Here is a 12596-nt window from a genome sequence, read left to right as displayed (position 1 = left end):
GGCCTCCGTGTTCTCCGTGGTTCAGGATCTTTCCATGAGATACCTCGCCGCCACCACAGCCCTCGCATTGCTCGCCGCGTGCACGGTCGGGCCGAACTACGTGCGGCCGACCGCGGACACACCGGCCGCGTTCAAGGAAATGGAGGGCTGGAAAACAGCGCAGCCACGCGATCGGGAATTGCGCGGCAAGTGGTGGGAAACCTTCAACGACCCGCTGCTCAACGACCTCGAAGAACAGGTCAGCATTTCCAACCAGAATCTGGTGCAGGCCACCGCCCAGTTTCGCCAGGCGCGCGCGCTGGTACAATCGGCGCGATCGGGCTATCTGCCGACCGTATCCGGCGGCGCATCGGTTACGCGCGGGCAGTCTTCCTCCAATCTCGGCAACCAGAACCAGACCTTCGTACAGAATTCGCGGTCGTCCAGCACCAGCTATTCGCTGCCTCTCGATGCCGTCTGGGAACTCGACCTGTGGGGCCGCGTGCGCCGTACCGTCGAGTCGAACGAAGCCGGCGCACAGGCGAGTGCAGCCGATCTCGAAGCGCTGCGGCTGTCGGTCCAGGCGGAGCTGGCGCAGAACTATTTCCAGTTGCGCGCGCTGGATGCGCAGAAACAGCTTTTCGACGACACCATAGCCGCGTACCAGCGCTCGCTGACACTGACGCAGAACCAGTACACGGCGGGCGTCGTCGCCAAGGTCGACGTGATCCAGGCGCAGACCCAGCTCAAGACAACGCAGGCTCAGGCGCTCGACATCGGCGTGCTGCGCGCGCAACTCGAACATGCCATCGCCCTGCTGATCGGGAAACCCGCCTCCTCGTATTCGCTGGTCGTGGCCCCGCTTACGGCGTCGCCGCCACCACGTCCGGCGGGAATCCCGTCCAGCCTGCTCGAGCGCCGCCCCGACATCGCCGCCGCCGAGCGGCGCATGGCTGCGGCAAATGCGCAGATCGGCGTCGCCGAAGCGGCCTACTACCCGTCCCTCACATTGTCCGCATCGGGCGGCTTCCAGAGCTCGAGTTTCTCGAACTGGCTGACTGCGCCCAGCCGCTTCTGGTCGCTCGGACCGGCGCTGGCACAGACGCTGTTCGACGGCGGCCTGCGTCGCGCGCAGACCGATCAGGCCATTGCCGCCTACGATGCCAACGTCGCGGGTTACCGGCAGACCGTGCTCACCGGCTTCAAGGAAGTCGAGGACAACCTCGTGGCGCTGCGTATCCTGGAGGAAGAAGCGGCGATTCAGAACGAAGCGGTGCAGAATGCGCGCCAGTCGGTGGCCCTGACCACCAACCAGTACAAGGCCGGCATCGTCAGCTATCTGAACGTGGTGACAGTACAGGCGACGGCGTTGGTCAACGAAAGAACCGCGGTGGACGTCCTGAACCGGCGGCTGGCGGCCAGCGTGCTGTTGGTCAAGGCGCTGGGCGGCGGCTGGAATGCGTCCGGCCTGCCGACGCCGGACGAACTGGCGCGCGGCGACCCTTATCCGCGTAAAGATGCGGCGCCGGCGCGATGAAAACGCGGCAGACGCGCGACCCGTGCACGACGCAAACAAATGAGCGCAAGATTACAACTGAGATGCGACAAGATGAGTGCCGGACCGGACCGGCATCGCTGAAGCTGTGAGGAGGACTTTCAACGTGACAACCCGCCCCGTTTTTCGACCAGCCTCGAACGCGACCAGGATTTTATCGGTCGCGTTTCCCGCGCTGCTTGCGGCCAGTATGCTGGGCGCCTGCTCCGACAAGGGCGGCGGCGCCCAGGCCGAAGCCAAGAAAACCGTACCGACCGTGCCCGTGCTGACCGGGCAGGTCGTCGAAAAATCGATGCCGCTGCGCCTGCATGCGATCGGCAATGTCGAGACGGTCGCCTCCGTCGCCGTGAAATCCCGCGTCGATGGCCAGATCATCGCTACCCCTGTGCGGGATGGCCAGGACCTGGTCAAGGGCGACCCGCTGTTCCAGATCGATCCGAAACCCTATCAGTCCCAGCTCGAACAGGCGCAGGCCAATCTCGCCCACGATCAGGCGCAACTCGACTACCTGCGCGGGCAGGAACAGCGCTACCAGGATTTGCTGAAGCAGAACTTCGTTTCCAAGGAGGGATACGCGCAGGTCGCCGCCAATTTCCGGGGAGCGGAAGCGAGCGTCACCGCGGACGAAGCCGCGGTCCAGCATGCGCGCATCAACCTCGGCTATACGACGATCCGCTCGCCGATCAATGGCCGCGCCGGCAAGGTGATGCTTTCCGAAGGCAACATGGTCAAGGCCAACGACACGGTGGCGATGGTGGTGATCAACCAGATCGAGCCGATCTACGTCAGCGTCGCGGTGCCCGAGCAATACCTGAACGAGATCCGCGCGCGCCAGAAGAAGGCGCCGTTGCGCGTGGAGGTGGAACTCGAGAAAGGCAAGGCGATCGGCGGCAAGCTCGCCTTCCTCGACAACTCGGTCGACGTGGCCACCGGCACCATCAAGCTGCGCGGTATTTTCTCCAACGACGACAAACAACTCTGGCCGGGCCAGTTCGTCGAATCCTGGGTCACGCTGCGCGACGATGAGAAGGCGCTGGTCGTGCCGACGCAGGCGTTGCAGACCGGCCCGAGCGGCCAGTATGTCTACGTCGTCAAGGAAGATTCGAGCGTCGAGCTGCGCCCGGTGCAGGTCGCGCGCACGGAAGGCGCGGAGACCGTGATCGCCGGCGGACTCAAGCCCGGTGAAACCGTCGTGGTGGACGGTGCCTCGCGCATCCTGCCGGGCTCCAAGGTCAGCGCCAAAACGCCGGAGAAGTCGTCGTGAGCATCGCCGAGATCTTCGTCCGCCGGCCGGTCATGACCGGCCTGATCATGCTCGGCATTCTGACCTTCGGCGTCGTCAGCTACCGGTTGCTGCCGGTGTCGGACCTGCCCAACATCGATTTCCCCACGATCGCGGTAACCTCGTCGCTGCCGGGCGCAAGCCCGGAGACCATGGCTTCCGCCGTGGCGACGCCGCTGGAGAAGGAATTCTCCACGATTGCCGGCCTCGATTCGATGGACTCCACCAATGCACAGGGCATAAGCCGCATCACGCTGCAGTTCTCGCTCGACCGCAGCATCGATGCCGCCGCACAGGATGTGCAGGCCGCGATCACGCGCGCGCTGAAGCAGTTGCCGCCGCAGATGACCACGCCGCCGGCATTCCAGAAGGTCAACCCCGCGGACGCACCGGTCTTCTACCTTGCCCTGACCTCGACGACGCTGCCGATGTCGACGGTGGACGAATACGCGCAGACGCTGCTTGCACAGCGCATTTCCACGATCAACGGCGTTGCGCAGGTGCAGATCATCGGCTCGCAGAAATACGCGGTGCGCGTGCAGCTCGATCCAAAGGCGCTCGCTTCCCGCGGCATCGGCATCGACGAGATTGCCGGCGCGATCAACCGGCACAACACCAACCTGCCCACCGGCACGCTTTACGGCGCGCATCGCGCCTATACGGTGGAATCGAACGGCCAGCTGCAGAATGCGGCGGCATTCCGTCCGATCGTGATCGCGTATCGCAACGGGGCGCCGGTGCGGCTGAGCGAAATCGGCCGGGTGATCGACAGCGTGGAGAACGACAAGCTTGCCGCCTGGCTCAACGACGAGCGTGGCATTGTGCTCGCCATCCAGCGCCAGCCGGGCACCAACACCATCGAGATCGTGAATTCGATCAAAAAGCTGCTGCCGACTTTCCGCGCGCAGGCGCCGGCCGGCCTGAAAATGGATATCCTCTACGACCGTTCCGACTCGGTGCGCGAATCCGTGAATGACGTGCAGTTCACGCTGATGCTCGCGCTCGCGCTGGTGGTGCTGGTGATTTTCCTTTTCCTGCGCAATATCTCCGCCACGCTCATTCCCAGCCTGGCGCTGCCGATGTCGATCGTCGGCACCTTCTCGGTAATGTATCTGCTGGGCTACAGCCTGGACAATCTTTCGCTGATGGCGCTCACGCTCTGCGTCGGCTTCGTCGTCGACGACGCCATCGTCATGCTGGAGAACATCAGCCGCCACATGGAAATGGGCAAGGCCGCCATGCAGGCGACGCTGGAAGGCGCGCGCGAAGTCAGCTTCACCATCGTGTCGATGACGTTGTCGCTCGCCGCGGTGTTCATTCCGGTTCTGTTCATGGGCGGCATTCTCGGCAAGCTGCTGCACGAGTTCGCGGTCACCATCATGGCCGCCGTGCTGGTATCGGGTTTTGTGTCGCTGTCGCTGACGCCGATGCTGTGCAGCCGCTGGCTGCGCCCGGTCGCGCACGACCGCCACGGCAGGATCTACCGGTGGAGCGAGCGCGCGTTCGATGCGGTGCGCGACGTCTACGACTCGACGCTGAAATGGTCGATCAGACACAGCCGGGTCACGATGCTGGTGTTCTTCGCGATATTCGGCGTGACCGCATGGCTGTTCGCGGCCATGCCGAAAGGCTTCCTGCCCAGCACGGACACCGGGCAGTTGCTGATCTTCACCGAGGCCGCGCAGGATATTTCCTTCGATGCCATGGCGGCGAAACAACGGCAGGCGGCGCGGATCGTGCAAGCCGACCCGAACGTCGAGGCCGCCATGGCCTTCATCGGTCCTTCCTCTTCGGGATCGAGCCAGACGCTGAACCTCGGCCGCATTTTCATACGCCTGAAGCCGCGCAAGGAAAGATTGCACGCGGACGCCATCATCCAGGAGCTGAGGCCGAAGCTCACGTCCATACCCGGCATGAAGGTGTATCTGCAAAATATCCCTCCAGTGCGCATCGGCGGCAAGGTGACCAAGAGCGAATACCAGTACACGCTGCAGGATGCCGATACCCAGGAGTTGTATCACTGGGCGCCGATCCTGGAAGCGAAGTTGCGCAGCCTGCCCGAATTCATCGACGTGAACAGCGACCTGCAGATCACCAATCCGACCGTGAAGGTGCAGATCGACCGCGACAAGGCCTCCTCCCTGGGCGTGACCGCGGAACAAATAGAGGACGCCCTCTACAGCGCATTCGGCTCGCGTCAGGTGTCGACCATCTACACGCCGAGCAACGAATTCTGGGTCATCCTGGAATTGGCGCCGGAGTACCAGTCCAGCCCCGAAGCGCTGTCCCTGCTCTACGTGCGCTCGGGCACGGGCACGCTGGTGCCGCTGTCGTCGGTGGCTCGCGTCGAACGCGGAGTCAGCCCGTTGACGGTCACCCATCAGGGACAGCTGCCGGCGGTAACGCTGTCGTTCAACCTGAAGCCGGGCGTGTCGCTGAGCCAGGCGATCGGCCAGCTCAACAAGCTCGTCGCCGACCTGCGCATTCCGCAGACTGTGATCGGCAGCTTCCAGGGCGCGGCGCAGGCATTCCAGTCGTCGTTGGCCGGGATGGGCATGCTGCTGATCATGTCGATCTTCGTGATCTACCTGATCCTCGGCATCCTCTACGAGAGCTACGTCCATCCGGTCACGATCCTGTCCGGACTGCCGACCGCCGGCTTCGGTGCGCTGCTGACGCTGATGCTGTTCAAGCTCGACCTCAACATGTACGGCTTCGTCGGACTCATCATGCTGATCGGCATCGTGAAGAAGAACGCCATCATGATGATCGACTTCGCCATCGAAGCGCAGCGCAAGGACGGCAAGCCGCCCGAACAGGCGATCTACGAGGCCTGCCTGATCCGGTTCCGGCCGATCATGATGACGACGGCCGCGGCACTGATGGGCACGCTGCCGATCGCAATGGGTCTCGGCGCCGGATCGGAAGCCCGCAAGCCGCTGGGTCTCGCAGTCGTCGGCGGATTGATGGTGTCGCAACTGCTGACCCTGTACATCACACCGGTGATCTACCTTTATCTCGAGAGGGCCAGGACCTGGAATGAGCGTCGTCGCGGTCGCACTCCGGCCGTGACCGCAGGCGCCTGACACCGTGTTCGTTGGCCCGTCGTCCGCGACGTCAACGCTATTCGCCGGCTGGCGTTAGAGCCGCGGCACCGCGCGACCCCATTGCGTTCGCCCTGTGCTCCTTTCCGGAGAACCCATGAGCGAACCGCTGAAAAAGACGGACGGCCAATCCTTCCTGCGCAAACTCGGTCCCGGCGTGATCACCGGCGCCGCCGACGACGATCCGAGCGGCATCGCCACCTACTCGCAGGCCGGCGCGCAGTTCGGGTTGAACATGCTGTGGACGGCGCTGATCACCTTCCCGTTGATGGTCGGCATCCAGATCGTCAGCGCGCGCATCGGCCGCGTCACGGGTGAAGGTCTTGCCGCCAACATCCGCCGCCTGTTTCCGCGCTGGGTCCTGCTGGTCGTCGTTTCACTGCTCGTCATAGCCAACACCATCAACATCGCGGCCGACATCGCCGCCATGGGCGAAGCTCTGCAACTGGTTGTGGGCGGCGGCGAACACGGCCATGCCGTCGTCTTCGGCATGCTGAGCCTGCTGCTGCAGGTCTTCATTCCTTATCAGAGCTACGTGCGCGTGCTGAAATGGCTGACGCTGTCGCTGCTGGCGTATGTGGCGGTCGCGTTCTCGGTGCACATAGACTGGATCCCGGCGATCCGGCAGTCGCTGGCGCCGGAACTGTCGTTCAATCCGGAGTTCGTCGCTGTCGTGGTCGCGGTGTTCGGCACCACGATCAGTCCCTACCTGTTCTTCTGGCAGGCCTCCCAGGAAGTCGAGGAGCTGCGTGCCGGCAACGGCTCCTCCTCGCTGACGAGCACGCCGGAAGATGCCCGGCTGCACCTGTGTCGCATCAAGCTGGACACTTACGTCGGCATGGGTTTCTCCAACCTGATCGCCTTCTTCATCATTCTTTCCGCGGCGGTGACCCTGCATGTCGCGGGCATCACCCAGATCCAGACTTCCGCCCAGGCAGCGCAGGCGCTGCGCCCGATCGCGGGCGACTTCTCCTTCCTGCTGTTCAGCCTCGGCATCATCGGCACGGGCATGCTGGCGGTGCCGGTGCTGGCCGGGGCCACCGCTTACGCCGTGGCTGACAGCTTCGGCTGGCGCCAGGGCCTCGACCGCAAACTGTTCGAGGCCACGGAATTTTACGCAATCATCGCGTTCGCGACCCTGGGCGGGCTGCTGCTAGATTTCACCCCGATCGATCCGATCAAGGCGTTGTTCTGGAGCGCCGTGATCAACGGCGTCATCGCGGTTCCGATCATGATCGTGATGATGCTGATAGCAACCCGGGCCGAGGTTATGGGTCAGTTCGTGATCAAGCGCCGTCTGAAATTTCTCGGCTGGCTGGCAACGGCGGCGATGGCACTGGTCGTCGTCACGATGCTGGCAACAGCCTGGTGACGCGAACCGCCGGTTGAATTTTCCGGGCGGCAACGGGTCGAAGCCCGTAGCTCTTATCGAAACCCTGGAGAACGGCATGGCAGAAATCGAAATTTCCGGCGACGGGGCTCCAAGCTCGCTCGTCACCACCGCGCAGATCATCTACGCGCTGCATGCCCTCAGCATCCTCATCGGGCTGACCAGTGCGGTCACCATCGTCGGCGCTTTCGTATTCGGCATTCCGTCGATCATCGCGGTCATCATCAACTACGTCTATCGGCACAACACCCGCGGCACATTCCTCGAATCCCATTTTCGCTGGCAGATCCGCACGTTCTGGTTTGCGCTGCTGTGGATCGTGATCGGCGCGATGTTGTTCGTGACGCTGATCGGCATCCCAGTGGCGTGGATCATCTGCATCGCGGCCGGCCTCTGGGTCATCTACCGGGTCGCGCGCGGCTGGCTGACGCTGCAGGACCGCAAACCGATGGCGTTCTAGCCCAGGTTCGTTTTCAGACGCTGCAGAAAAGCGCGGATGCGCTTCGCATTCTGGCCGAGGTCGCTGCGGCCGACGCGCGATTTTGAACGCACATCCACTTTCGTTCCATCCGTGCCGGTTGTAATGCGAACGACCATGTCATCGGTGAATCCGTAGAACAGACTGGTCTGGTTGGCCTCGATGCGTCCCTGGGCCGGGTCGGCATCGACCAATTGCATGCCCATCGACGCGATGACGGTCTTCGCGGCTTCAAATACTTTTTCGCCGGGGGTCTTGGTCGTCAGGGTAACGACGTCGGGATACGCCTTCTGCTGCAGGTCGGCGACTTCCTTGCCGTCATAAGTCACCGGATGGTCACCCGGCTTGCGGAGTTTGGCGGCGGCGACGAACTCCGGCGGGCTTGCGGTATCGGTACTGATATCGTGGATGTAGGGCAGCGCGTCGGCCGTCTGCTTCCAGGTCCAGGGAATGTATGCCGCCATGACACCGACCGCGGCGCCGATGAACGCCGCGACCAGGGTTCGGCGGGGCCTTCCGCCGGTGATCACTAGGCCGGCCACCGACAGGACCGCGCCGGCCAGCGCGAACCAGAAGGCCCAGCGAAGAATCGTGAATCCGATGCGAAAATGATAGAGGTCGAGCCGATAGCCGATCCCGGAAAAAACCATCGCTGCGGCGCTTGCCAGGGCGACGAGTAATCCGATGACGACCAACCGGTTGCCAAGGCGCGCCGGGCCGGGACTTTGTTGTGCGTTCATAGTCTGCTCCATGAGAAGGACGAGGGGATCGGATTGCCCACTTCGTGCCGGATTCTACTCCGAGGTTTCTGTCGATTTAAGCAACGCAACCGGGCAGAATGCCGCTTTCGCCCGCCATGCCTCCAGCCCTCCTCGCTCTCGCCGCTGCTGCATTCGCATCCGGCGCCAACCTGCGCCTGTTCGACGCGCTGCTGCCGACCGTAGCGGAAGATTTCGCGGTGCCGCCAACGACGGCTTCGGTCGTCGTCACCGCATTCACGCTCGCCTACGGGCTGTTCCAGATCGTGCACGGCCCGCTCGGCGACCGCATCGGCAAACTGCGCGTCATCGGCGGCGCCACGCTGATCGCCTCGGCGGCTTCGCTCGGTTGCGCATTTGCACCGACGCTGCCTGCACTGGCTGCGCTGCGCTTCACCACCGGCATCGGCGCCGCCGCGATCGTGCCGCTCTCGCTGGCCTGGATCGGCGACAATACGTCTTACGAGAAACGCCAGGCCACGCTCGGCCGCTTCCTCAGCTTCATCCTCATGGGGCAGATCCTCGGGCCGGCGCTGGGCGGCGCGCTGGCCGAATTCATCAGCTGGCGCCGGGTGTTCGACGTCATGGCAGCGGTGTTCCTGATGGTGAGCATCGTGTTGTTCACGGTCGATCGCCGCACGCGTCCCGCGGCTTCCGCAGTCGGGAAGCCTCACGGCAACGTATGGCGCAACTACGCCGCCGTCCTCGGCGATCGATGGGTGCGCATCGTGGTCCTCACCGTATTTCTGGAAGGCGGACTGTTCTATGGCGCGTTCGCCTACACCGGCGCTTATCTCAAGGAACGCTTCGGCCTGTCCTACCTGTTGATCGGAGGCATGCTCGCGGGGTTCGGCCTCGGCGGCGTGGTCTACAGCCTGATGGTGAAATGGTTGCTTGCCCGGCTCGGCGAAAAAGGCTTCGTGCGGCTCGGCGGCACGCTGATGTTCATCTGCATGGCGATATTGCCGCTGCTGCCATGGTGGCAGGCAGCCATTCCAGTCGTCATCGTCGCGGGATTCGGCTTCTACATGTTCCACAACACGCTGCAGACGCGGGCCACCGAAATGGCGCCGCAGGCGCGCGGCACCGCGATCGCCGTTTTCGCTTTTTGTCTGTTCATGGGACAGGCGGGTGGCGTCGCCGTTTGCGGGGTTGCCATCCGCCTGCTGAATTATGGCTGGACTTTCGTGATCAGCGGTGCCGGACTGGGTCTGCTCGGATATTGGTTCGCCGTGCGGGTTGCCGCGCATCGGTCGCTGGGTCAGGCGCGCGTCACGTAACCGTGGCGCAGGTTGCTGCGCACACCGCCGGCGGCAAGATAGTCGCGCAGGAAATGCGTGTGGCCGTCGACCACGAATTGGCCGGACAATTCGTCGGCCCGCGCGGCGGCCAGTTCCGGCAATTGTTCCCCAATTCACAGAAGCGGACCGAATCGACGTATGATTTAGCGCTGTCATGGCGCCATTGTGGATTAGTGGCATGCAGCCAAGGGTTGCCGGACATTTTCGGCAAAGACACAACTGGAGACAGGAGGTTCACAATGAAAAAGCTTCTCGCTCTGTTTGCAATGCTCGCGTTGCTCGTTCCGGCGCTGGCGTTCCCGGCCGGCAAGGTAGCCGAGGCAAAACTTGGCAAGAGTATCGTCGATCGAAAAATTACCGACGAAACCACGACCTTCGCTCCCGGCGAAAAAGCTTACCTCTGGCTGAAAGTGGAAGACGCGGCCGGTGAAACGCTGACGGTAACCTGGAAGATCAACGACCAGGCCTACCCGGCGACACTGAACATAGGCGGCACTCCGTGGCGCACCTGGGCGAACAAGACTCTACATGTAGCCGGTGATTGGACCGTCACGGTCAGTGACTCCGCAGGCGTCACGCTGAACGAAACGAAATTTACGGTGAAATGATGCGCGCTCAGCCCTGCGCGATGCGATACAGCCGTCCGCCCGAAGTCATGATATAGAGCTCGCCTGCCGCATCCTCGCCGAAGCTGGTGATGTTTCCTCCGGGGCGGAGTGCGGCCCAATCGAAGAACTGGGTGGCAGTACCGTTCACCAGCCGGAAACTGCGCACGAATCCCGCGCAGAAATCGCCATAGAAATACGTACCCTGCAGAGCGGGGATGGCGGCCCCGCGGTAGGCATAGCCCCCGGTTATCGAGCATGCTCCGTTTCTGTGGTCATACTCGAGTCGAGGCAGGGTCATCCCGCCTGTACTGCATATCGCCGTACCGGGAGGATAGCAATGGTTTCCTTCCATCACGTTCCATCCGTAGTTGACTCCTTTGCCCGCGTCGCCGGCCACAGTCGAAGTCGAAACATCGACCTCCTCCCAGTTGCCTTGCCCCACATCCGCGATGTAGAGATCCCCCGTCTGTCTGTCGAAGCTGTACCGCCAGGGATTGCGCAGGCCGAGGCTCCAGATTTCTTTGCCCAGGACCGCTGCCGCAAAGGGGTTGTCGGACGGAATGGTGTAAGCAGGTTGGGGTGCGGTGCCCTGCGACACGTCGATGCGCAGCAGCTTCCCGAGGAGATCCGCGGGATTTTGCGCACGGCCGTCGGGATCTCCCCCGCTTCCTCCATCGCCAAACCCGATGTAAAGGAAATTGTCCGGACCGAAAGCGATCATTCCGCCGTTGTGATTCGTAAATGGTTGCGCCAACGTAAGGATGATGCGATCGGCAGTACCGACCGCCACGTTGGGACTGTTCTGATCGGCCACGTATCGCGCAATGACGGAATTACCGCTCGTGTCCGTATAGCTGACGTAGAAGCGCCGGTTGGCCGCATAGTTCGGATCGAAGGCCAGGCCTAGCAAACCCTGCTCACTGCCGGTGGAAACAAGGCTCGTGATGTTCAGAAAGGTGCCCGTTCCGATCAACGATCTTGTGGCCTTGTCCACGACCTTGATACGCCCGCCCTTCTCGACCACGAACAACCGGGCCGTGTCCCCCGGAGGGGCGGTCAGGAAGACGGGAAAGCTCAGGCTCAGGGCCGCATCGATGCGCTCGAGGTGAAGTGCAACCCCGGCCGGCGTTGTGCCTCCGCCGTTCCCGCCGCCGCCACAGGCAGCAAGCAGCAGCCCGAGCACGAGCACGCTGAAAAAGAGATTTCGTCCAGGCAACAGGTCGATTGCATGCATAGTCATCCTCGCAGACAAGCGAATCCAAACTTGCGGTAAAGTGAAGATGATGCGCCGGTTTCCGCCGGTGTTTTCTGATGTTACGCCGACGACGAACCGGTACAGCGCCGAAACCTGACGCAAGTCCTCCACGGAGTCGGCGAGGATTCGAAAGACAGGGTGCAAAGGTGACGGGGCACAAACTGGATCATGCCGGCATGCGCATCCTCTGGCTTCGCCTGCGGCGGCCGCGTCTGGCCGCGGGCGTGGCGAGCGGAGTCCTGATATATGGGCTTCTCTTCGTCTTCAGCTCCATGTCGGGCCGGCTGCGCTTCATTCTTTCCTGGGACGCCGGCGTTCTGGTCGCGACGGCCCTGCTCATCGGGCTCAGACGCGCACTACCCGAAACAATGAAGCGCATCGCTGCCCAGCAGGACGCGGGGAAGTGGACAGTGCTGTTCCTGACGCTGGTCGCCGGGAGCGCGAGCCTGGTTGCCATTGCCGGGGAGGTGCCGTTGATCAGGAATGCCGGTGAATTCGAGAAGATCGTGCGTATCAGCCTGATCGTCGCGACGATTGTTCTTTCCTGGGCATTCATTCACACCATCTTTGCGCTGCATTACGCCCACGACTATTACTCCAGCACGCCCGCCGGGACCGCCAACGGTGCGACCCTGTACAAGGGCCTGGCGTTTCCCGGAGAGGCGATGCCAACTTACATGGATTTCGTTTACTTCTCGTTCACGATCGGCATGACGTTCCAGGTGTCCGACGTTCAGATCACGAATCCGGCCATGCGCGGGCTTGCACTCACGCACGGCATCATCTCGTTCTTTTACGCAACCGGGATACTGGCCCTGACGATCAACATGGTGGCCGGATTGATCTGAAAAAAAACCCGCCGAAGCGGGTTATTTTTTGCGGAGGA

11 protein-coding genes are annotated in these 12596 nt (G+C 62.8%); 8 read left to right on the top strand and 3 right to left on the bottom strand.

Annotation, left to right across the window (positions count from 1 at the left end; all coding sequences use genetic code 11):
* Positions 1-34: 34 nt before the first annotated feature.
* From HY067_14020 to HY067_14000, 5 genes are all read left to right on the top strand, one after another.
* Positions 35-1516, top strand: coding sequence for an efflux transporter outer membrane subunit (locus HY067_14020; GenBank protein MBI3529073.1), 1482 nt, complete (start codon positions 35-37; stop codon positions 1514-1516).
* A 124-nt stretch (positions 1517-1640) separates the two neighbouring features.
* Positions 1641-2798: an efflux RND transporter periplasmic adaptor subunit gene (locus tag HY067_14015; protein ID MBI3529072.1), complete on the top strand. Its 1158-nt coding sequence runs from the start codon at positions 1641-1643 to the stop codon at positions 2796-2798.
* Complete coding sequence (locus HY067_14010) at positions 2795-5902, top strand: efflux RND transporter permease subunit (GenBank protein MBI3529071.1); 3108 nt, start codon at positions 2795-2797, stop codon at positions 5900-5902. Before HY067_14015 ends, HY067_14010 begins: the two co-directional genes overlap by 4 nt.
* Before the next feature lie 115 nt (positions 5903-6017).
* On the top strand, positions 6018-7292 hold the full coding sequence (locus HY067_14005; protein MBI3529070.1) for a divalent metal cation transporter: 1275 nt from the start codon (positions 6018-6020) through the stop codon (positions 7290-7292).
* Between the two features lie 76 nt (positions 7293-7368).
* The gene (locus HY067_14000) at positions 7369-7770 is read left to right on the top strand and encodes a hypothetical protein (protein MBI3529069.1); all 402 of its coding nucleotides are present in this window, start codon (positions 7369-7371) and stop codon (positions 7768-7770) included.
* On the opposite strand, the gene HY067_13995 is transcribed toward HY067_14000, so the two are convergent.
* Positions 7767-8528, bottom strand: coding sequence for a DUF1499 domain-containing protein (locus tag HY067_13995; GenBank protein MBI3529068.1), 762 nt, complete (start codon positions 8526-8528; stop codon positions 7767-7769). The two genes, HY067_14000 and HY067_13995, sit on opposite strands and share 4 nt — an antisense overlap.
* A 116-nt stretch (positions 8529-8644) precedes the next feature.
* On the opposite strand from HY067_13995, the gene HY067_13990 reads away from it, so the two are divergent.
* Complete coding sequence (locus HY067_13990; protein MBI3529067.1) at positions 8645-9826, top strand: MFS transporter; 1182 nt, start codon at positions 8645-8647, stop codon at positions 9824-9826.
* Here HY067_13990 and HY067_13985 read toward each other — a convergent pair.
* Positions 9808-9948, bottom strand: coding sequence for a hypothetical protein (locus HY067_13985; GenBank protein MBI3529066.1), 141 nt, complete (start codon positions 9946-9948; stop codon positions 9808-9810). The genes HY067_13990 and HY067_13985 overlap by 19 nt on opposite strands.
* Positions 9949-10086: 138 nt before the next feature.
* Here HY067_13985 and HY067_13980 point away from each other — a divergent pair, with 138 nt between their 5' ends.
* Positions 10087-10455: a DUF2914 domain-containing protein gene (locus HY067_13980; protein MBI3529065.1), complete on the top strand. Its 369-nt coding sequence runs from the start codon at positions 10087-10089 to the stop codon at positions 10453-10455.
* Positions 10456-10462: 7 nt separating this feature from the next.
* Here HY067_13980 and HY067_13975 read toward each other — a convergent pair whose 3' ends face one another.
* The gene (locus HY067_13975; GenBank protein ID MBI3529064.1) at positions 10463-11695 is read right to left on the bottom strand and encodes a PQQ-dependent sugar dehydrogenase; all 1233 of its coding nucleotides are present in this window, start codon (positions 11693-11695) and stop codon (positions 10463-10465) included.
* Positions 11696-11856: 161 nt separating this feature from the next.
* Here HY067_13975 and HY067_13970 point away from each other — a divergent pair, with 161 nt between their 5' ends.
* Positions 11857-12558, top strand: coding sequence for a DUF1345 domain-containing protein (locus tag HY067_13970; GenBank protein MBI3529063.1), 702 nt, complete (start codon positions 11857-11859; stop codon positions 12556-12558).
* Positions 12559-12596 lie beyond the last annotated feature (38 nt).

It is taken from the genome of Betaproteobacteria bacterium (genome assembly GCA_016194905.1).
In the GTDB taxonomy this organism is placed as follows: domain Bacteria; phylum Pseudomonadota; class Gammaproteobacteria; order Burkholderiales; family JACQAP01; genus JACQAP01.
This window is presented reverse-complemented; position numbering and strand designations above follow the sequence as displayed.

Coding starts and splice junctions, on each gene's coding strand:
- HY067_13980 (MBI3529065.1), top strand. CDS start 10,087: ATGAAAAAGCTTCTCGCTCTGTTTGCAATGCTCGCGTTGCTCGTTCCG.
- HY067_13975 (MBI3529064.1), bottom strand. CDS start 11,695: ATGACTATGCATGCAATCGACCTGTTGCCTGGACGAAATCTCTTTTTC.
- HY067_13995 (MBI3529068.1), bottom strand. CDS start 8,528: ATGAACGCACAACAAAGTCCCGGCCCGGCGCGCCTTGGCAACCGGTTG.
- HY067_14020 (MBI3529073.1), top strand. CDS start 35: ATGAGATACCTCGCCGCCACCACAGCCCTCGCATTGCTCGCCGCGTGC.
- HY067_14005 (MBI3529070.1), top strand. CDS start 6,018: ATGAGCGAACCGCTGAAAAAGACGGACGGCCAATCCTTCCTGCGCAAA.
- HY067_14000 (MBI3529069.1), top strand. CDS start 7,369: ATGGCAGAAATCGAAATTTCCGGCGACGGGGCTCCAAGCTCGCTCGTC.
- HY067_13990 (MBI3529067.1), top strand. CDS start 8,645: ATGCCTCCAGCCCTCCTCGCTCTCGCCGCTGCTGCATTCGCATCCGGC.